Origin of the sequence: Nocardia coubleae NBRC 108252 (assembly GCF_001612805.1) — a bacterium.
In the GTDB taxonomy this organism is placed as follows: Bacteria; Actinomycetota; Actinomycetes; order Mycobacteriales; family Mycobacteriaceae; genus Nocardia; species Nocardia coubleae.
This window is the reverse complement of the sequence record NZ_BDBD01000001.1, coordinates 38,042-56,956: the sequence shown is the minus strand read 5'-3', so window position 1 is coordinate 56,956 and position 18,915 is coordinate 38,042. Positions and strand designations below refer to the sequence as shown.

Genomic DNA, 18,915 nt, shown 5'->3' with positions numbered 1-18,915 from the left:
GAACGCATAGGTACACATGCTGTCGCATGGTATCCGTCCGGCAGGACATCGAGGGTGTCCGAGCGCCGTGACCCGGAGTCTTCACGGCGCTCGGGCACTGCCGTCAGAGCACGGCGTCGGCGAGACGATCGATCTGGTCGGGATCGGTGCCGTAGCAATACAGCATGACTTCGTCGGCGCCGAGGTCCTCGAATTGCCTGATGGCGGAACCGATTCGGTCGGCAGTGGTGAGCATGCCGTCGGCCATGTAGCCGGCACGGCCGCTGAACTCGTAGTAGTCGAGGACGGCGGCGCGGGCCTGATCGACCACTGGCTGCGGACCGAGGACTACGTTGAGCTGGGCGACGATGCGTGGTGAGCCGTAACGGCCGTGGCTGCTCCAGGATTCGCGAGCCAGCTCGAAGAGTCTGCCTGCCCAGGACGGCGCGGCAGCGGCGAGGAACCCGCCACCCCAGCGGCCGACGCGGTCGATCGCGGCGGGCTGGAAGCCGCCGAACAGCAGTTCAGGGCCCGTCGGTCTGGTCGGTGACGGACCGATGGGCCCGCAGCTGTCACTGAATCGGTCACCGGACCACAACCGGCGCATGAGGGCGAGCTGTTCGTCCATACGGCGGCCGCGGCTGCGGATATCGGTGGCGCTCGCCTCGTGATCGTCGTCGCGACCGCCGACACCGAGGCCGAGCACGAAGCGACCACCGGACATCCGATCGAGCGTCGCGACCTGTTTCGCGAGCAGCGCGGGCTCACGCAGCGGTGCGACGAGCACCTCGGTCTGCAAGCGGATACGAGTGGTGCGGCCAGCGAGCACCGCCAAGGTGACCAGCGGTTCGGGGTTGTCGTAGACCAGCCGGTCGAGCAGTCCGAGGGTGGCGAAGCCGGCGGCTTCGGCACGGACAGCCCATTCGGGCAGCGTGCTGGGATCGGCGATGGGAAGGCCGAGACCGATATGCATGGAATCCTCCACGGGAGATGGGTGTGCGTCATCACGCCGCCCACTCCACGCCTCCTCAGATGAGGCGGGGCTCCCACACTGCGACTGTATTCCTGGAGAGCACCGATCGGATTGCGGCCACGATACGACGCTCGCCCCGAAACCCGCAAGACGGACGGGGGACCGGTCTCGGCGGGCTCGATGCATCGACCCGATCGGGCCGGGTTGAAGGCAGCGGGTAGGCTCACCAGGTGAAGCAACTGTGAAAGACCTGACCGTCGGCGTCGTCGCGACCTCCCGCAAGGAAAACGAGCATCGGCTGGCCATCCATCCGGCCCACCTCGACCGCATCGACCCAGGACTGCGCGGGCAGATCTTTCTCGAACGTGGCTATGGTGATCGTTTCGGTTACTCCGACGAGGCACTCGTTCCGCAGGTGGCCGGGTTCCGCACCCGCGAAGAGCTTTTCGCCGAATGCGACGTGCTGCTGCTGGCCAAACCGCTGGCCGAAGACCTCGAGCAGATGCGGCCCGGAACGATCGTGTGGGGCTGGCCGCACTGTGTGCAGGACGCGCGAATCACTCAGCTGGCCATCGATCGGGAGCTGACCCTGATCGCGTGGGAAGCGATGAATCACTGGACGAAGGCAGGCGTGTTCAGCGTCCACGTCTTCCACAAGAACAACGAGCTCGCCGGCTACTGCTCGGTGCTGCACGCTCTCCAATTGCGTGGTGTCACCGGCGATTACGGTCGCCGGATGCGAGCCGCGGTGATCAGCTTCGGTGCTACCGCGCGCGGCGCGGTGCGGGCGCTGTCGGCGCTGGGCATCAGCGATGTGACGGTGCTGACCCAGCGCAGCGTGTCCGCGGTGGCCTCGCCCTTCGCCTCGGTGCGGATGCAGCACTTCGAGCGCGACCCGGCCACCCCGAGCCGTACGTTGTCATTGAAGGCACCGGAACCGGGACCGCTCGCGGAGATGCTGGCCGGTTACGACGTTGTCGTGAACTGCATGTTCCAGGACACCGAGGCACCCCTGACTTTCGTGACCAACGACGACCTCGACCTGTTCTCGCGCGGCACGCTGTTCATCGACGTGTCCTGCGACGAGGGGATGGGTTTCGAATGGGCGCGCCCCACCTCGTTCGCCGACCCCATGTTCACCGTGGGTACCGAACTGCACTACTACGGTGTCGACCACAGCCCGTCGTTCCTGTGGGACTCGGCGACCTGGGAGAACTCCGAGGCTCTGCTCGAGTACCTCCCGGTCGTGCTCGCCGGTCCCGACGCGTGGGACGCCAGTGACACGATTCGCCGCGCCATCGAGATTCGAGGCGGTCGCGTGCAGAACCCCCGGATCCTGTCGTTCCAGGACCGTTCCGACGCCTACCCCTACGCGGTGAACTGAGCAGGCCACCATCTCCATCGTGCACGTCGCGTAGCTCGACGAGACGCAGTTCAGCGGGCTTTCCGTCGGCACTGAGCGTGACGACCTCGTAGGTACCGATGTGTGGGCCCCTCCTGAAACCGATGTGGATGCCGGTGCTCGCCGAGCTCAGGATTCGCGTGGTGGTCTGCGAGGCGTCTACCTCGTTGTCGTTGCTGGTGACGACGTGGACGGTGGGCGCGCGAGGGATGGAGTCGGGCGTGCGCGCTTCGTCGCAGTCGGCGTCGTAGTCGCGGGAGGGGGCCGCGTCGTTGTGGTCGTCGGTGGCGCGGCGGTGGTCGAGCTCGGTGGGACTGTGGTGCGGGGTGTTGTCGTCGTGGTGGTCGGCGCAGCGGTGGTCGTGGTGGTAGATGTGACGGTGACGGTCGGCGGATCAGCCGTTACCGTCACTGTGCTCGGACTGACGGTCGAGGTGTCCGGGGGAATCGCGGTGACGGGCACTGTGGATTCCGGGACCGACGCGACACCCGGATCTTGTGGCGGCGGTGTGGCCTGTACCGAAAAGCTCGCCGTGGCAGACAAACTCACGCTGACCGAGGTATCCGGCGAATCCGCAGGCAAGGGATCGGTGGTCACGATGGTCGGCGTTTCCGGTGCGGGGGCAGTGCTCGGCGTTTCGGTGTCGGGTGGGACGAATCCGGCATCGGTAGCCGGGCCGGCATCCGAGGCGACATCAGGAACGGCGATCTCACTCGGTGCGTCGGCTGCCGCGCCGGAATCGACCACAGCGGGACTGTCGTCGACGGCGCAGTAGCCGGGAGTCTGTACGGACGGTTCGCCCGAGAACGTCGCCGCGTTGTTCGCCGGTATCGGCGGGCTCGAATCCGCCGGCACTATCAGCGATATCCCGATTCCCGTGCCGATGACCGCAGCCGCGACCCCCGTACGTGACATCCGCCGCCGGTACCGATCGGCGGGTACCGCCGAGGCGTGCCGCCCGTATCGACGCAGAGGCCGAATCCCGGGTTCGATTTCGCTGTGGTCGACGGATTCCATCCTGCGTTCTCCCTCGAGGTATGTCCACCGTGCGAACCGGTGGCAACAATGCGGGTGTCGCGGCCCATTCAGGGTTTCGAGTAGGGATGCACCTCGCGTAACCGTTGCCGGTGTATTTGTTGCAGTTCGCCCGCGCGGGTCAGAAAGTCCGCGATTATTTCGAGTTCGGCGGTGTTGTAATAGCTCAGCAACATCTTGTAACTCTCGACGATCATGGGTACGACGATTTCCCGTACCCGATGGGCCGCGAGGTCGGTGGCCATCACTATCACCCGACGACGATCGGTCGGATGCAGCGACCGGACGATATAGCCCTGTTTCTCCAGCCGGTTGAGCATGATCGTGACGCCCGCCGCGGTGAGGCCGAGCCGTTCGGCCAGCCTTCCCGGAGTGGTGGATTTCTCGTCCTCTAGCAGCACGATTTCGAGTGCGCGTCGATCGGTCTCGTTCACGCCGAGCACTCGGATCAATTCGCGAATCAGATCCTCGACGGATCCGTGATAGAACTCCAGCGCCCTTTTGAGCTCGACCGAGATCCGGGCGGGTTCGCTAGTAGTGGGGCACACGAGCTTTCCCATCAGCAGTCACCGATCAGAGGTTCCCTACGGGCGGAAAGATCGCCGCCGGGCGTTCGAAGGGGGCATGGTGGCTCCTGTCGATCGAACATCACGAGAGCGGCACCACCGCGGCCGCCGAAGTGAACCGTGGCTGTGTCGAACATGCAGCGTACGACACGATGGCCGGTGCGATACGCCCATCGGACTTTTCGGTCGAAATGGTTACCCCGCACCAAAGCCTAAGTGGGGCAACCATTGTCGATAGTGATGTATATGGTCTCGCCGGGACCGGACCGGACCGGGCCGCTCTCGCGACCCGGTCCGGACATCTTCACCGCGGATTGTCGGCGCGGGCGCGGGTCATCGTGCCGTAGCGCCTGTCCATGGGCCTAGGTGACGGTGGTTGTGGTAAGGGTCGGGGAGGGGTTCGGGTAGCACGAAGTCGCTACGTTGCCGACGAATGACACGTTGGTGGTCATGGTCATACCGGGGCTGGTGTAGCTGGTCCCCGCGTACTTGCTGGTGATCGACGTCCCCGCGGCACCCGCAGTGACATTGAGGGTCACCGCCGGCGGGGTGAAGCTGGTGCCGCCGGCGATCGGCCCGGGAATGGTGAGCACGACGTTCCCACCGGACGTCGCGACAGTGCCCGCCACGCTACCTCCGGAGGCGGTAGCCGAGACCAGAGTCGAATTCGCCGGCGTGGGGATGGTCATCTTCAGGTTGCTGATGTTGTTCACCGTGAAGCCGGAAGCCGAACTCGGCACCGACGACGCACCAGGTGTGATGGTGATGGCCACGGCGGATCCCGATGCCGCCGAGCCCGGTGCCGTACCGGTGACCGTCGTGTTCATGCTCGAGGTCTGGCTGATCCCGAGGACGGTGCCCCGGCAGGCCCAGTTCACGCTGACCGGCGCCGCGTTGACGGGTGCGGCCAGACAAAAGACGGTAGCGACGGCTACCGGAGCGATAAAGCCTGCACGAAACAGGGAAGTGGTCGATATCATGGCGATCTCCAGGAAATGTCGAGCAGTGGTGTGACGGTATGCCCAACTGCAAAGTGGGTGTTTTAAAAATATAGCTCGCCATCTTCTTGCCGTGGCCTGAAATCGTGAATCGATACACCCCGGAATATCCTTATCCGCTATTAGTTATTTTCTCCGAATAGTTAATTGTGGAAAGGTTTCCACTTATTTCGGAACCGCGGAACGAACTGGGCGGCCAGGGGGCACCGGCGCCGATGGCCGCCCGCGCCGCGCGGAGTTCCCGAGGCCTGGCCATCGCGACGGCGCCGACGGGCAGGCCGTCGCGGACGGCCACGGCGAGGAAGTCCCGGGATTCCACGGTGCCTTCGACGACGAGGTCGTCGTGCGGGTGGACCCAGCCGGCGAATTGCAGGGAGAGCCCGTGCTGATCGGTCCAGCCCCAGGGGATCTCGACGGGGACGGCGGGGCGGCCCAGCATGGCCCTGGCCGCGGCGGCCCCCGCGGACATCGCCGAGTTCCACTGCCGCCCGCTCTCGAACTCGCCGCGATGGGAGTTGAAGGCGGTGGTCGCATCGCCCGCGGCGAACACTCCCGGTGCCGATGTGCGGTAGTGCTGATCGATGACGATGCCCTTCTTGACGGCCAGGCCGGCGGCTTCGGCCAAGGCGGTGTCGGGCGCCGTTCCGATGGCGACCAGAGCGGCCCCGGCCGACCAGCTGCGCCCGTCGGCCGCCATGGCCGTCACGCCGTCGGCTGTGTCACCGAGATACGTTGTACTGACCTCTGTTTCGACGACGACGCCGTGCTCCTGATGGATGTCGCGCAGCAGGTTCGACACCGCCCGCGGCACCACCCGGTCGAGCAGCGCGGGGCCCGCGTGCACCAGCGTCACATCGGCGCCGAGGCTGCGGGCGGTGGCGGCCACCTCGCAGCCGATCAGCCCGCCGCCGATGATCAGCAGCGACCCGCCGGCGTCGATCGCCGCTCGCAGGCCCGTGATGTCGGCCAGCGTCCGCAAGGTGTGCATGCGGGTGGACGTGGTCTCGATGTGGCGTGCCCGCGCGCCGGTCGCGAGTAGCAAGCTGTCGTAGCCGAGGTCTCCGCCCGTGCTCAATCGCACCGACGCGCGGTCGATGTCGATCGCGTCGACCCTGGTCGCCGGCCGAAGATCGATGACATTGTCGGCCCAGAACTTCGCGGGCTTCAGCAGGGTGCGTTCCGCCGAGGCGGTGCCCGCCAGTAGTTCCTTCGAGACCGCGGGCCGACGATAGGGCATCATCGGTTCCGCGCCGACGAGCACGATCTCGCCGGCATACCCCTCGCGGCGCAAGGTGTGTGCCGCGGTGGCACCGGCGACACCGGCGCCGACGATCACGATCCGCCCGCTCATCCGCGACTCACCTCACGCATGTCGAAGTCGGCCTTGGCCGCACCGCAGTCGGGGCAGGACCAGTCGTCGGGAATGTCGTCCCACCGGGTGCCGGGTTCGATCCCGTCCTCCGGCCAGCCGAGTGCCTCGTCGTACTCGAATCCGCATTGGACGCACTGGAACAGCTTGTAGTCGTTCATCGTCGGAGTTCCTTCGGTTCGAAATCGACCTTCTCGCGGACACCACAGTCGGGACAGCACCACTGTTCGGGAATCAGCGACCAAGCGGTGCCTGCGGCGAAACCCTCACGGGGAGCACCGAATCGCTCGTCGTAGACGTAATCGCACACGGGGCAGAGGTAGGCAGCCATCAGATCGCTCCGTACCGCGCGAGGATCTCGGCGCGCTTGCTCGGCTGGATGTTCACCCGGGTGATGTCGCCGTTGTAGTGCGCGAGCACGCGATGGTCCATCACTTTGCGCCACAAGGGGGTCAGGTAGGCCAGGCCGATCAGGCTCGCGTAGCCACTGGGCAGTTGGGGCGCGCCGTCCATGTGGCGCAGGATCTGGTAGCGCCGGGTGGGATTGGCGTGGTGGTCGCTGTGGCGTTGCAGGTGGTAGAGGAAGATATTGGTGACGATGTGGTCGGAGTTCCAGCTGTGCTCGGGGGCGCAGCGCTCGTAGCGACCCGAGGCGGTCCTGCTCCGCAGCAGACCGTAGTGCTCGAGGTAGTTCACTGTCTCCAGCAGGGAGAATCCGTAGACGGCCTGGATCACCAGGAACGGCAGGATCGCGGGGCCGAACACCGCGACCAGCGCCACCCACAGCACCACCGACATCGCCCACGCGTTGAGCACGTCGTTGTGCGGAGAGAACGGGCTCTTGTCGAGCCGGCGCAGGCGGGTGGCCTCCAGTTCCCACGCGGACTTCAGGCTGCCCCACACACTGCGCGGCAGAAAGCTCCAGAACGATTCGCCGAAGCGGGCACTTGCCGGGTCCTCCGGCGTCGCGACACGCACGTGGTGGCCGCGGTTGTGCTCGATGTAGAAGTGCCCGTAGAAGGTCTGGGCCAGCGTGATCTTCGACAGCCAGCGCTCGAGTTCGTCCTTCTTGTGGCCGAGTTCGTGTGCGGTGTTGATCCCGACGCCGCCCATCGCCCCGATGGTGAAGGCCAACCCGATCTTCGAGGCCAGGCCGAGACCGCCGTCGATCCCGAGCCAGGACAGGTTGTCCGCAGTCCAGAGATAGCAGGCGAAGACCAGGCTGAACAGCTGTAGCGGAATGTAGGCATAGGTGCAGTAGCGGTAGTACCTGTCGTTCTCCAGCCGTGCCATCACCTCTTCCGGTGGGTTCGCACCGTCGGGCCCGAAGAAGCGGTCGAGGGTCGGCAGCAGGACGTACACCAGGATCGGGCCGAGCCACCACCACACCGGCGCCACCACCTGCCAGCCCAGCTGGTTGAACGCCCAGACGAGCGCCGTGGCCAGCATTGCCGCACTGGGGGCGACGAGCCCGAACAACCACAGATAGCGCTTGGAATCACGCCATTGCAGGGTCGTGGTCGGTTCTTCGTGGTTTCGCGATGTCGTCATCTCGTTCTCCTGATCACCAAGACATGTCCCGGGTGTTGTCGAGCGTGTTTACAACTGACGCCGATGTGTTCTCAGTAAATACACACGTATACTAGTTGTCAACGAAGCTGTCACTTCCGGGCACATGTACGATGATTGGGTGGCCGAATCGCCGAACTTCCAGTCCGAGATGCGTCAGCTGTTGCGCGACCGCATGCTCGACGCCGCCCGCACCATGGTCGTGTCCGAAGGGTGGGGCGCGGTGAACATGTCGCGCATCGCAAAGGAAGTCGGCATCAGCAGGCCGGTCCTCTACAAGGAGATCGGCACCAAGCAGGCGTTGGCGGACGCCCTCATCGAGCGCGAGACCGGCATCTACCTGAGCGGGGTGGCCGACACGCTGGCCGAGCATCCGGCCGACCCACTCGCCGGGATCACCGCCGCTGCCGAGTACACCCTGCGTACCGCCGGTGACAACACGCTGATCAAGGCCGTCCTCTCCGCACGTCAGGACGCCGACACCGCCCTGCTGCCCGCCCTGGTGAGCGACGCGCAACCGGTGCTCGTCCGGGCGGTCGACGCGCTAACGATCACGGTGCGCGACTACTACCGACTGCCTCAGCTGTCCGACGAGGAGATCACCACGATCGTCGAGATCATGGTGCGGCTCACCCTGAGTCACCTGTTCCAGCCGACCGGCAGTGTCGACCGTGCGGTGGCGCAGATCGGTGCTGTGCTGGCCGGTGTGTTCCCGTCCTGAGTCGAACGCCGTGCTGCGGGCGTGCTGCTGTGGAGCAATAATTCCTGACTGATTGGTTTGAAAACGAATTAGTTCAAAGCTTGTGCTGAGCAATAGGTTTCGTTGATACGGTCACCTGGCTGGGCCGTTATGCCCGGTGCGTCTCGCGGCACGACGGTCTGGTCGGTCGCCTGATGTGTTCTCTGGCTTGATGAATCGAGACCACTATGTTCGGAATGCGCACCAGCCACCTTCTGGCGGCGATCACCGTGGCCGCACCCTTGCTCGCGACCGCCGCGCTCTCGGCGCCCGCGCACGCGGCAACCACCACCTGGACAGTCGTCAACCCCAACAGCAACGGCGCCTTCTCGGCGGTGTCGGGACCGCTGGTCGTGAAGAACAAAAGCGGCACAACGATATTCACCTGTCCGAGGCTGTCCTCGTCGGGCTCCCTGCCCGCAGGTACCCGGACGACCTCCGGGCTCGGTGCCATCAAGTACACGGACCTGATCAACTGCACCGCTCCCGACGGCACGGCGTGGCGAGGGCAGTTCACCGCAGCGGCAGGCGCCTCGAACTTCACGGGCAAGTCTTACAATGCGGCCACAGGGACGACCTCGCTGGTCAATGGCGACCTGTTCAACTCGATCAACCTGGTCTTCACTACGGTCGTCGGAAACTCGTGCGGGTTCTGGACTCATCACACCGCGATGACGTACACGAACGCCACCTCCACCCTCAAAGCGACCACGGCCGTGGTGAAGTTGGCCACGGCCGAGGGGACGCCGACGTGTCAGGGACTCCTGACGCAGGGTGAGACGATCACCTTCGCCACCGAGTACAAGGTGACACCGGCGATCAAGATCACTGCCACGGTCAGCTGACCTGGCACCAGGCTGCCCTGACTGTCGGCGCGGCTGTGCTCTCGGCGCCGGGACGTCGTCAATTCCGTCCCGGCGCCGATCGTCCGAGTGCAGCATCGACCGAACTCACCGGCAGAGTGCGCGTAGGCCCGGTCCCGCACTGTGCCGGACGAAATCGCAGTCGGCGAGGCGCTCGACCGAGCCGAAAGCAACTGTGAGACTGGTGGATTCGGCGATCCGATAGGGTCGGCTCGCCACCACCGAACCGAGCGTCCGCCGCAATCGGGAGATCTCGGCCCGGACCGCGACGGCGTGGTCCGCATCGCCGAACAGCGCTTCGCTGAGCCGTCCGACCGTCATGCCCTGCCGGCCGTGCAGGTGCAACAGCAGCAGGATCTCGGCATGGCGCGCCGACAGTGCGCAGCACCAGGCGGATTCGCCGCCGAGTGCGCGCAGGGTCGGCGGACCGGACAGGTCCAGTTCCAATCGGGTGAGCCGGGAGCCGGAGTCCGGGCGGATCAGCCATCCGTCGGCGAGTTGTTCGGCGGTGCACGGTCCGAGCCCGGGGACGGTGATCGGGCGGTCTGGTCCTGGCACGGCCACCCGGTGCGTGGCGCCGACACCGACGGCCTGGGCGACCCAGCCGTTGTCGTCGACGACCAGGGCGGGGCCGGACAACCCGGCCAGGGCAGGGCCCGCCGCCGAACGCAGCCGGTCGAGTCGGATCTCGTGATGACGCCACAGTTGCGCTTCGGCGAGCCGCACGCCGGTGCGCACGAGCGCGGTGACAGCCGGATGCAGGGCCAGTGCGGGACCGCTGATGTCGACGATCCCGAGCAGGGTGCCGGTGCGTGGGTCGTGGATCGGGGCCGCCGTGCAGAACCAGGGGTGCTGGAACTGCTCGAAGTGCTCACCGGAGAACAACTGGACCGGATTGGCCTCGGCCAGCGCGGTGCCGATCGCGTTCGTGCCGACCGCGTCCTCGGTCCAGCGCGCGCCCTCACGGAAACCGAGGGTGTCGGCCCGGTGGCGCACCTTCGCCGAACCGTGCCGCCAGAGGATCACACCCTCGGCGTCGGCGACCACCAGCATCAGTTGGGAAGCGGTGTCGGTGAGGTCGGACAGCACCTGCGTGAGGTCCTCGATCACCGCGGTGAGCGAGGATTCGCGGCGCCGACGTTCGACATCGTCGACGGCCAGCATCGAGCGCGCCCTCGGCTGGTCGGGCACCAGACCCGCCGCCAGCACCCGCGACCACGACCGGGCCACGAGCGGACGCGGCCGCAGCGGCGAACGCCCACCGGCGATCACGGCGTCGTGCATGCGGATCAGCTCACGCGCGTACCCGGAGAGGTCGGTGCCGGGTTCGAACGCGCCGAAATCGCCCACGCCTGCGCCCTTCATCGGTGCTGTCTGCCAGCGCTGCAACGCGCTGCAACGATTGTGCCACCCGCGCCGCATGACGTGTGCTTCATGTCACAGATTGTGGAGGAGGATTCGATGACCCAGACACTCGATCCCGTCGTCGACGGATCGGACGTAGCCGGACCCCAGCAGCGGGTGGACGCCTGGCTGACGGCGTTCGAAGCGGCCCTGGCCGCGCGCGATGTCGACACGGCGGCGAGCATGTTCGCCACCGACAGCTTCTGGCGCGACCTGATCGCGTTCACCTGGAATATCAAGACAGTCGAAGGCCGGGCGGGCGTCGCCGACATGCTGCGCGCCCAGCTCGCCGACACCGACCCGTCCGGATTTCACACCACCGAGACACCGACCGAGGCCGACGGGGTGGTCAGCGCGTGGATCGGTTTCGAGACCGGGGCCGGACGCGGTGTCGGGCACCTGCGGCTCACCGACGAAGGCGCCTGGACGCTGCTCACCACAATGCAGGAACTGAAGGGGTTCGAGGAGAACAAGGGCCCGCGCCGGCCACGGGGTGTGCGTCACGGCGCCGACCGCGCCCGGGTGACCTGGTCCGAGCAACGCGAACGCGAACAGCACGAACTCGGCTACACCCGGCAGCCGTTCGTGCTCGTCGTCGGTGGGGGACAGGGCGGCATCGCCCTCGGTGCGCGGCTGCGCCAGCTCGGCGTGCCCGCACTCGTCGTCGACATGCACGAGCGGCCCGGTGACCAGTGGCGCAAGCGGTACAAGTCGCTGTGCCTGCACGATCCGGTCTGGTACGACCACCTGCCGTATCTGCCGTTCCCCGACAACTGGCCGGTGTTCGCGCCGAAGGACAAGATCGGCGACTGGCTCGAGATGTACACCAAGGTGATGGAGGTGCCGTACTGGTCCAAGACCACCTGCACCTCAGCGCGCTACGACACCGCGAGCGAAACCTGGGTGGTCGAGGTGGAACGCGACGGTGACCCGCTCGTGCTGCGCCCCCACCACCTGGTGCTCGCGACCGGGATGTCGGGCAAACCGAACATCCCGAATTTCCCAGGGATGGACCGCTTTCGGGGCGACCAGCACCACTCCAGCCTGCACCCCGGGCCGGACCGCTACGCGGGCAGACGTGCCGTGGTGATCGGGGCCAACAATTCCGCCCACGACATCTGTGGCGCCCTGTGGGAGGCGGGTGCCGACGTCACCATGGTGCAGCGGTCGTCCACCCACATCGTGAAGTCGGATTCGCTGATGGAACTCGGCCTCGGCGACCTGTACTCCGAGCGAGCCCTGGCTGCCGGAATGACCACGCAGAAAGCCGATCTCACCTTCGCGTCGCTGCCGTACCGGATCATGCCCGACTTCCAGATCCCCGTCTACGCCGCGATCCGTGAGCGCGACGCCGACTTCTACGCGCGCCTGGAACGCGCCGGGTTCGAGCTCGACTGGGGCGACGACGGCTCGGGTTTGTTCATGAAATACCTGCGTCGAGGCTCGGGCTACTACATCGACGTCGGCGCGGCCGAACTCGTCGCCAACGGCGATATCCGTCTGGCGCACGGACAAGTTCGTGAACTCACCGAGGACAGCGTGATCCTCGACAACGGCACCGAACTGCCCGCCGATCTCGTCGTCTACGCGACCGGCTACGGGTCGATGAACGGCTGGGCGGCCGACCTCATCGGCCAGGACGTCGCCGACGCGGTGGGCAAATGCTGGGGTTACGGCTCGGGCACCACCAAGGACCCCGGCCCCTGGGAAGGGGAGCTGCGCAATATGTGGAAACCGACCAAGCAGCCCGGCTTGTGGTTCCACGGCGGCAACCTGCACCAATCCCGCCACTATTCGCTGTACCTGGCGCTGCAGTTGAAGGCCCGGTTCGAAGGGGTGCCGACCCCGGTCTACGGCATGCAGGAGGTGCATCACCTGAGCTGACCGACCTCGACGCGGGGAGCAGTCGGTGGCTCAGGCCGGTGGGATGAGGTCGCTTTTGCTGACGGTGTAGGTCAGCGGCGGGTAGACGAAGTCTGTTTCGTTGTTCTCACGTCGTCGCAGGCGGTAGAACTCTCGTCGCTGATCGTCGTCGGCCGAGGTGAGAAGTGGGCCATGCGGCAGGTACGGCCGGCCCTCGCGGAACCGTACGAAGGTCTTCGATTTCCGGAATGTCACGCCGAGCCACTGGTTTTCGACCGACCGTGCGCACGGCTCGAGCACGATCTTGTGCTTGTACCGCCGATTGGCGGCGACGGAGAACACGACGACGCTGTGGTGGGCAAGGGGGATCGCGAAACTCTCCTCGGTCCCCTTCCGTTCGAAGATCAGCGTCCGCGGCGGTGCCTCGGGGTAGCGATAGCAGGAGAAGACGGCGATGAAGGAGTGATCGGCGAGGTCGAGTGCTTGGTCGGAATGGCCGCCCATGGTGGTGTAGGCGTTCGTGTAGCTCTCGATGAGCGCGTTGTCGAAACCGACCGCGAGTCCCGCTCGGGCTTGTATCCGCTGTGCCAGGTGGTGATGTACCGGCTGGAAGCGCTGCGTCGGGCGGGCATAGCGGGTGGTGGTTCGGACGAGCGGCACGCGACCCGCCGCATCGGGGTCGGTGAGAGTCGCGCCGCGCCGGCCGTTTCCCGTTTCCTCCAGGAGAGCCGAACCGGAAAGCTCCGTGAAGAGGTTGGGCTCGAACGGCAAGGAGTACGAAGCTATTTCGTCGGAGATGTCAGATTCGGGGAGCATCGTAGTCTCCTGCGTTCATGCTGAAGGGGAACCGGTCGCCGTAGTCGATGAAGGACGTGGTTCTGTTCTCTTGGGCGTAGAGTCCGCGCAATTCGTCGACGCCTTCTGGAGTAGACGGTTCCAGCTTCACCAAGCCACCGGCTCGCTTCAGGAAGGTCTGGCCGTCCCTGTGAACGGCTTCGGCGTTCGAGCAGCGCACCACGTAGCCCAGTCGGGTCGGCGGCCATGGGCGCCAGCATGTCGAGTCCGTCGTAGAAGGTGCAGAAGGCCATGATGCCGCCGACGGGCATGTCCTTGGTCTTGTCGGCATGGGCCGAGATCTTGGCCTTGGACTGTTTGCGCCCGGCCATGGCCGGGGTGTTGTGATAGATCTGGGCGAGAACGTGATTGAGCGGCGCGTAGCCACGGAACACAGTGGCGGCCTCGTTGTTCAGGGCGTCGACGATGCTCGTGTCGGTCGGGCCGAAGCCCTCGGTCGGCCCCGAGAGATTCGTCGAGCAGCGCAACAGCCGGAAAAGAACGTGGTTCCGAAGAAGTCCGGGATCGCGGTGTCGCGCGATTCCGTCGGTGCGATCAAGACGTTGCTCGTGTCGTCCAAGCGGGCTTCCGACTCGGTGTGCTTCATACGATCACGGCTTCCTGATTCGGGTGGAGCGGTAGTGGCTCGGCGCGCTACCGGTCCACCGGTGAAACGCCCGGCGGAAGGCGCTGGCCTCCGAATAGCCCAGGCGGGCGGCGAGATCCGCGATCGGCTCGTCTCCGTGTACCAGCGCTTCGACGGCGCGGTCGCGCAGGATCTCCTCCTGGATCCGGCGCTGGCTGGTGCCTTCGGCACGCAGCAGCCGCCGCAGGTGCGGCGCGCTGATCGATAGGCGGCGGGCGAGTTCGTCGGCGCCGAGCCAGGGACCGTTCCGGTTGCGCTCCATGATCGCGCGCACCCGTGCCGCGGTGGTCGTGGCCTGCTCCTGCGCGTAGAACAGCACACCGGGGGAGTCACGGAGGAACCGTTTGAGGTCGGCTTCGTCGCGCACCACCGGCATGGGCAGCAACGCCGCGTCGAACGACATCGCCAACCGCGATGCGCGGAAGGTCGGCCGGACTCCGAAGATCGTCGTGTACTCGTCGGCCAAGTGCTCGGCATCGAACGGGAAATCCACGGAAAGCAACGTGATCGGCGCCCCGATCAGCCAGCCGGCGAACCGGTGCACCCCACCGGTCATCGCGAACGCGACGAACGGATCGAGGCGCACGTCGGAATCGGCGATGCCGATCGTGGCGCGGCCGGAGTCGTCGGCCCGCATCTCCCAGCGGATGCCGGTGGTCACGGAGGACAGTTCGAACATGCGGCCGAGCGCGCCGCGCAGATCCCGAGTGTGGATGACGGTGAGTCCGGCCAGTCGCAAGGTGCCGCGTGCAACCGGTCGCGGACCCAAGCCCAGCAGTTCGTCGTCGGTCTGCTCCCAGAGAGCGCGGATCACCCCGGTCGTCTGCTCCGGTGTCATCCGGGCACGGTCCTCGGCGTAGAGCCGCCAGTCGAGTCCCGCTCCGCGCAGCGCGCGCTCCACATCGAGGCCGCGTTTCACCATCGACTCGACTGTCGCCCGGAAGAACCGCATCGGAATCGTTTGCGCCACTTGGCTCCTTCGACGTCGGGCGAGGCGATTCGTACGGTACCGCAGCGGCGATGATCGTTTCGGTCCCCCGAACGGCCCGCTGCGGTCCTCGTCGGGTGGCAATCGAACTCCTAGCGTCATAGGTGACAGCCGCATGGCTGATCTATGGAGAGGACTGTCCTGTGACGCAACGGGTATTCGTCGTCGGTGTCGGTATGACGAAATTCGAGAAGCCGGGTCGGCGATTCAACGAAGACGGCAGCATCTGGGACTACCCGGACATGGCACGGGAATCGGGCACCAAAGCCCTCACCGACGCGGGCATTTCCTATACCGAGGTGCAGCAGGCGTACGTCGGCTATGTGTACGGCGAGTCGACGTCGGGGCAGCGGGCGGTCTACGAACTCGGCATGACCGGTATCCCGGTGGTCAATGTGAACAACAACTGCTCGACCGGGTCGACCGCGCTGTATCTGGCGGCGCAGACGATCCGCGGCGGCCTGGCCGACTGCACGCTCGCGCTCGGTTTCGAGAAGATGCAGCCCGGCTCGCTCGGCACCACCTTCGACGACCGCGAGCAGCCGATGGCCAAACACATGCAGGCATTGGCCGAAATCTCCGAGGTGCTCTTTCCACCCGCGCCCTGGATGTTCGGCGCCGCGGGCCGTGAGCACATGAAGGAATACGGCACCACCGCCGAGCATTTCGCGAAAATCGGTTACAAGAACCACAAGCACTCGGTGAACAACCCGTATTCGCAATTCCGTGACGAATACACCATGGACCAGATCCTCGATTCGCGAATGATCTACGACCCGCTCACCAAGCTCCAATGCTCGCCGACCTCCGATGGTTCCGGCGCGGCGATCCTGGCGAGCGAAGATTTCGTGAACGAACACGACCTCGCCGACCAGGCGGTCGAAATCGTGGGTCAAGCCATGACCACCGACTTCGCCTCGACCTTCGACGGCACCGCCAAGAACATCATCGGCTACGACATGAATGTCGCCGCCGCGGCCGAGGTGTACAAGCAGGCCGGTCTCGGTGCCGAGGACTTCCAGGTCATCGAACTGCACGACTGCTTCTCGGCCAATGAGCTGCTGCTCTACGAAGCCCTAGGCCTGTGCGCGCCGGGCGAGGCCGGTCGGTTGCTCGACGACAACCAGACCACCTACGGCGGCAAGTGGGTCGTGAACCCCTCCGGCGGCCTGATCTCGAAGGGGCACCCGCTCGGCGCCACCGGATTGGCCCAGTGCGCCGAGCTCACCTGGCAGCTGCGCGGCACCGCCGATGCCCGTCAGGTCGACAACGTGACCGCTGCCCTGCAGCACAACATCGGCTTGGGCGGCGCCGCGGTCGTCACCGCATACCAGCGCGCCGACCGCTGACCGACCTTCCACCACACCACCATTCGCAGGAGAACACTCATGGGTCACATCGAGAAGACCGCCACCCTCAACGCCCCCGCCGAGAAGCTGATGGGCGTGATCACCGACCCGTCCACCTGGGGCGACTGGTTCACCATCCACGAGCGCTGGATGGTCGAACCGCCGGCCACCCTGACCGAGGGCGCGACGCTGACCGCCAAGATCTTCATGCTCGGCATGGCCAACAAGATGGAGTGGGTCGTCGGCGAGGTCGCCCCGACCAAGCTGGTCATGACGGGCACCGGGATGGCCGGGGTGAAGGCCACCTTCTCCTTCGACCTGACCCCCGACGGCGACAAGACCGAGGTCCAGGTCGCAGGAGAATTCGAGGGCTCGCTGATCAAGGGCGCCCTCGGCAAGGCCGTCGAAAAGGACGGCACCAAGCAGCTGCAGACCTCGCTGGACAAGCTCGCCGCCCTCGCCGCCGGAGCCTGACCATGGGCGACGTCTTCGAGTTCGACCGCGACGGTCTGAACCTGTGGTCGGACGAAGTGCGGTTCGAGGTCACCAGGGAGCGGCTGGCCGAGTACGCGGCCGCGACCAACGACCCGATCCCCGCGCATCGCCGCGGTGACGTGGGCTCGCCGGTGTTCGCCATCGTCCCGGCCTTCGACGCGCTGATGGCACCCGCCGTCGACGTGGTGCCGATGGACATCTTCGGCCGGATCACCCATGGCGAGCAGGACTTCCACTTCCACCGCCCGATCAAGCCCGGTGACCAACTGGTCTCGCGCGGGCGGGTGATCGGCTGGGAGACCAAGTCCACCGGCTCGCTGGTCTACATCCACCTCACCTGCAAGGACGAGGTGAGCGGTGACCTGGTCAACGAGCAGTACCTGTCCGGGTTCTTCCGCGGGGTGGACGCCGGCGACAGAGTCGGCGAGGCGATCCCGGTGATCGAGCCCTATACCGAGCTCAAACAGTCCTCGCCGCAGGCGAAGACCGCCCACCATGTGGACGACGACCAGACGTTCCGGTACGCGCCCGCCTCGGGTGACCCGGTACCGCTGCATCTGGACGAGGAAGTCGCCAAGGACGCCGGTCTGCCCGGCATCATCGCGCACGGTCTGTGCACGATGGCGATGGCCGGGTGGGGCGTCCTCGCCGAAGTCGCCGATTCCGATGTTTCGCGGGTGAAGCGCTTGGCCGTGCGTTTCTCCAAGTTCGTCTTCCCCGGTGACGACCTCGAGACGCGAATCTGGAACGCGGGCACCGACAACGGTGTCACAACGTACGCGTTCGAGACCGTGCGAGGGACCGATGTGGTGCTGAGCAACGGCATCGCCGAAATCACGGACTGACCCCACGACCCGCCCGCGCCGAATCCTCGTGCGCGGGCAGGTCTCCGACCGGCTGTCGGACCCACATCCGTGGCGACCGACCAAGACTGTGAACGAAGGAGTAGGCATGGGTGCCCTGGAAGGACGGGTCGCGGTGATCACCGGTGCCGGTCGCGGTATCGGACGTGAGCACGCGCTGCTGTTCGCCCGCGAGGGTGCCGCGGTCGTCGTCAACGACCGGGGCGGCAGCAACAGCGGTGACGGTGTCGATGTGGGCCCGGCGCAGGAAGTGGCGAACGAGATCGTCGCCGCGGGCGGCCGGGCGGCGGCCAACACCGATGACGTCGCCACCTGGGCCGGAGCTGAAGCCCTGGTCGCGCAAGCGATCTCGGCATTCGGTGGTCTCGACGTGGTCGTCAACAACGCCGGCATTCTGCGAGACGGCTTCATCCCCAGCCTTTCGGAGTCGGACTGGGACGCCGTGGTCGCGGTGCATCTCAAGGGTCATTTCGCGGTCATCCACCACGCCTCGGCGTACTGGAAGGCCGAGGCCAAGGCAGGCCGTCGACCCAACGCGGCGATCATCAACACCGCCTCGGCGTCGGGCGTGACCGTGCCCAACGCGGGCCAGGCAAATTACGGTTCCGCCAAGGCCGCGATCGCGGCGCTGACCCTGGTCGCTGCCGACGAGCTCGAGCGCTACGGCGTGCGGGCCAACGCGATCGCCCCGATCGCCCGCACCCGCCTGACCCTGGCCACCCCGGGAATGGGCGCGCTGATGGCGGCCGAGGCCGAAGCCGAGGGCAGCTTCGACGCTTTCAGCCCGGCCAACATCTCACCGCTGGTCGCCTACCTGGCAGGCGAGAAGTGCCCGATCACCGGCAAGGTGTTCGCGGTGCAAGGCGGCGCGATCAGCGAACTCGCCGGCTGGCACGACGTCAAGACCATCGAGACCGACGAGGCATGGTCGATCGACGACATCGCCGCCCGACTGCCCTGAACCACGAATCCTGGAGTGA

General features: G+C 66.2%; 21 protein-coding genes. 10 read left to right on the top strand and 11 right to left on the bottom strand.

The genetic code is table 11. From position 1 onward, the window contains the following. Positions 1-103: 103 nt before the first annotated feature. Entirely contained in the window at positions 104-952 is an 849-nt protein-coding gene (locus tag NCO8_RS00285) for an LLM class flavin-dependent oxidoreductase (RefSeq protein ID WP_067635530.1), read from the bottom strand. A 241-nt stretch (positions 953-1,193) separates the two neighbouring features. Between NCO8_RS00285 and NCO8_RS00280 the strand changes: the two genes are divergently transcribed. Further along, on the top strand, positions 1,194-2,336 hold the full coding sequence (locus tag NCO8_RS00280; protein ID WP_067635379.1) for a N(5)-(carboxyethyl)ornithine synthase: 1,143 nt from the start codon (positions 1,194-1,196) through the stop codon (positions 2,334-2,336). A 292-nt stretch (positions 2,337-2,628) separates the two neighbouring features. Continuing rightward, positions 2,629-3,129 carry a hypothetical protein gene (locus NCO8_RS00275; protein WP_067635377.1) on the top strand — a complete coding sequence of 167 codons (501 nt, stop codon included), beginning with the start codon at positions 2,629-2,631 and terminating at the stop codon, positions 3,127-3,129. A gap of 310 nt (positions 3,130-3,439) precedes the next feature. Here NCO8_RS00275 and NCO8_RS00270 read toward each other — a convergent pair whose 3' ends face one another. Beyond that, the gene (locus tag NCO8_RS00270) at positions 3,440-3,949 is read right to left on the bottom strand and encodes a MarR family winged helix-turn-helix transcriptional regulator (RefSeq protein WP_210739933.1); all 510 of its coding nucleotides are present in this window, start codon (positions 3,947-3,949) and stop codon (positions 3,440-3,442) included. 368 nt (positions 3,950-4,317) lie between these two features. Continuing rightward, positions 4,318-4,584: a hypothetical protein gene (locus NCO8_RS00265; RefSeq protein WP_067487843.1), complete on the bottom strand. Its 267-nt coding sequence runs from the start codon at positions 4,582-4,584 to the stop codon at positions 4,318-4,320. Positions 4,585-4,630: 46 nt separating this feature from the next. Here NCO8_RS00265 and NCO8_RS00260 point away from each other — a divergent pair, with 46 nt between their 5' ends. Beyond that, positions 4,631-4,969 (top strand): hypothetical protein, encoded by a 339-nt coding sequence (locus tag NCO8_RS00260; RefSeq protein WP_157104725.1) that lies wholly within the window; start codon positions 4,631-4,633, stop codon positions 4,967-4,969. 96 nt (positions 4,970-5,065) lie between these two features. On the opposite strand, the gene NCO8_RS00255 is transcribed toward NCO8_RS00260, so the two are convergent. The 4 genes from NCO8_RS00255 to NCO8_RS00240 are packed head-to-tail and all read right to left on the bottom strand — an operon-like array spanning position 5,066 to position 7,873. Further along, positions 5,066-6,304 carry an NAD(P)/FAD-dependent oxidoreductase gene (locus NCO8_RS00255; RefSeq protein WP_067635373.1) on the bottom strand — a complete coding sequence of 413 codons (1,239 nt, stop codon included), beginning with the start codon at positions 6,302-6,304 and terminating at the stop codon, positions 5,066-5,068. Then, positions 6,301-6,483 carry a rubredoxin gene (locus NCO8_RS00250; protein WP_067487552.1) on the bottom strand — a complete coding sequence of 61 codons (183 nt, stop codon included), beginning with the start codon at positions 6,481-6,483 and terminating at the stop codon, positions 6,301-6,303. Before NCO8_RS00250 ends, NCO8_RS00255 begins: the two co-directional genes overlap by 4 nt. After that, positions 6,480-6,653, bottom strand: coding sequence for a rubredoxin (locus tag NCO8_RS00245; protein WP_067635371.1), 174 nt, complete (start codon positions 6,651-6,653; stop codon positions 6,480-6,482). The genes NCO8_RS00250 and NCO8_RS00245 overlap by 4 nt, the downstream gene beginning before the upstream one ends. Beyond that, a complete protein-coding gene (locus NCO8_RS00240; protein WP_067635370.1) occupies positions 6,653-7,873 on the bottom strand; it encodes an alkane 1-monooxygenase in 1,221 nt (406 codons plus the stop codon). Before NCO8_RS00240 ends, NCO8_RS00245 begins: the two co-directional genes overlap by 1 nt. Positions 7,874-8,012: 139 nt before the next feature. Between NCO8_RS00240 and NCO8_RS00235 the strand changes: the two genes are divergently transcribed. After that, positions 8,013-8,612, top strand: a complete 600-nt coding sequence (locus NCO8_RS00235) for a TetR/AcrR family transcriptional regulator (protein WP_084456278.1) — start codon at positions 8,013-8,015, stop codon at positions 8,610-8,612. A 206-nt stretch (positions 8,613-8,818) separates the two neighbouring features. Further along, positions 8,819-9,475, top strand: coding sequence for a hypothetical protein (locus tag NCO8_RS00230; RefSeq protein ID WP_067635366.1), 657 nt, complete (start codon positions 8,819-8,821; stop codon positions 9,473-9,475). Positions 9,476-9,580: 105 nt separating this feature from the next. Here the strand turns inward: NCO8_RS00230 and NCO8_RS00225 are convergent, their stop codons facing one another. After that, entirely contained in the window at positions 9,581-10,843 is a 1,263-nt protein-coding gene (locus NCO8_RS00225) for a helix-turn-helix domain-containing protein (RefSeq protein WP_084456276.1), read from the bottom strand. A 111-nt stretch (positions 10,844-10,954) separates the two neighbouring features. Between NCO8_RS00225 and NCO8_RS00220 the strand changes: the two genes are divergently transcribed. After that, entirely contained in the window at positions 10,955-12,781 is a 1,827-nt protein-coding gene (locus NCO8_RS00220) for an NAD(P)/FAD-dependent oxidoreductase (RefSeq protein WP_067635523.1), read from the top strand. A gap of 30 nt (positions 12,782-12,811) precedes the next feature. On the opposite strand, the gene NCO8_RS00215 is transcribed toward NCO8_RS00220, so the two are convergent. From NCO8_RS00215 to NCO8_RS00205, 3 genes are all read right to left on the bottom strand, one after another. Continuing rightward, entirely contained in the window at positions 12,812-13,576 is a 765-nt protein-coding gene (locus NCO8_RS00215; protein ID WP_067635362.1) for an alpha-ketoglutarate-dependent dioxygenase AlkB family protein, read from the bottom strand. Next, positions 13,543-14,082, bottom strand: coding sequence for a hypothetical protein (locus NCO8_RS30350; protein ID WP_210739935.1), 540 nt, complete (start codon positions 14,080-14,082; stop codon positions 13,543-13,545). Before NCO8_RS30350 ends, NCO8_RS00215 begins: the two co-directional genes overlap by 34 nt. A 123-nt stretch (positions 14,083-14,205) precedes the next feature. Beyond that, the gene (locus tag NCO8_RS00205; RefSeq protein ID WP_167353225.1) at positions 14,206-15,210 is read right to left on the bottom strand and encodes an AraC family transcriptional regulator; all 1,005 of its coding nucleotides are present in this window, start codon (positions 15,208-15,210) and stop codon (positions 14,206-14,208) included. A gap of 161 nt (positions 15,211-15,371) precedes the next feature. Here NCO8_RS00205 and NCO8_RS00200 point away from each other — a divergent pair, with 161 nt between their 5' ends. The 4 genes from NCO8_RS00200 (at position 15,372) to NCO8_RS00185 (ending at position 18,896) form a co-directional block, all read left to right on the top strand. After that, complete coding sequence (locus NCO8_RS00200; RefSeq protein WP_084456239.1) at positions 15,372-16,577, top strand: lipid-transfer protein; 1,206 nt, start codon at positions 15,372-15,374, stop codon at positions 16,575-16,577. Positions 16,578-16,616: 39 nt separating this feature from the next. Next, complete coding sequence (locus NCO8_RS00195; protein WP_067487566.1) at positions 16,617-17,051, top strand: type II toxin-antitoxin system Rv0910 family toxin; 435 nt, start codon at positions 16,617-16,619, stop codon at positions 17,049-17,051. A 2-nt stretch (positions 17,052-17,053) separates the two neighbouring features. Next, positions 17,054-17,917, top strand: coding sequence for a MaoC/PaaZ C-terminal domain-containing protein (locus NCO8_RS00190; RefSeq protein WP_067635357.1), 864 nt, complete (start codon positions 17,054-17,056; stop codon positions 17,915-17,917). Positions 17,918-18,023: 106 nt separating this feature from the next. Further along, positions 18,024-18,896, top strand: coding sequence for an SDR family oxidoreductase (locus NCO8_RS00185; RefSeq protein ID WP_067635354.1), 873 nt, complete (start codon positions 18,024-18,026; stop codon positions 18,894-18,896). Positions 18,897-18,915: the final 19 nt, after the last annotated feature.

What these genes read in the sequence shown, in the direction of transcription:
- NCO8_RS00285 (WP_067635530.1), bottom strand. Translation starts at nt 952, where the DNA reads ATGCATATCGGTCTCGGCCTTCCCATCGCCGATCCCAGCACGCTGCCC.
- NCO8_RS00220 (WP_067635523.1), top strand. Translation starts at nt 10,955, where the DNA reads ATGACCCAGACACTCGATCCCGTCGTCGACGGATCGGACGTAGCCGGA.
- NCO8_RS00255 (WP_067635373.1), bottom strand. Translation starts at nt 6,304, where the DNA reads ATGAGCGGGCGGATCGTGATCGTCGGCGCCGGTGTCGCCGGTGCCACC.
- NCO8_RS00190 (WP_067635357.1), top strand. Translation starts at nt 17,054, where the DNA reads ATGGGCGACGTCTTCGAGTTCGACCGCGACGGTCTGAACCTGTGGTCG.
- NCO8_RS00185 (WP_067635354.1), top strand. Translation starts at nt 18,024, where the DNA reads ATGGGTGCCCTGGAAGGACGGGTCGCGGTGATCACCGGTGCCGGTCGC.
- NCO8_RS00245 (WP_067635371.1), bottom strand. Translation starts at nt 6,653, where the DNA reads ATGGCTGCCTACCTCTGCCCCGTGTGCGATTACGTCTACGACGAGCGA.
- NCO8_RS00250 (WP_067487552.1), bottom strand. Translation starts at nt 6,483, where the DNA reads ATGAACGACTACAAGCTGTTCCAGTGCGTCCAATGCGGATTCGAGTAC.
- NCO8_RS00240 (WP_067635370.1), bottom strand. Translation starts at nt 7,873, where the DNA reads ATGACGACATCGCGAAACCACGAAGAACCGACCACGACCCTGCAATGG.
- NCO8_RS00195 (WP_067487566.1), top strand. Translation starts at nt 16,617, where the DNA reads ATGGGTCACATCGAGAAGACCGCCACCCTCAACGCCCCCGCCGAGAAG.
- NCO8_RS00270 (WP_210739933.1), bottom strand. Translation starts at nt 3,949, where the DNA reads ATGGGAAAGCTCGTGTGCCCCACTACTAGCGAACCCGCCCGGATCTCG.
- NCO8_RS00215 (WP_067635362.1), bottom strand. Translation starts at nt 13,576, where the DNA reads ATGCTCCCCGAATCTGACATCTCCGACGAAATAGCTTCGTACTCCTTG.
- NCO8_RS00230 (WP_067635366.1), top strand. Translation starts at nt 8,819, where the DNA reads ATGTTCGGAATGCGCACCAGCCACCTTCTGGCGGCGATCACCGTGGCC.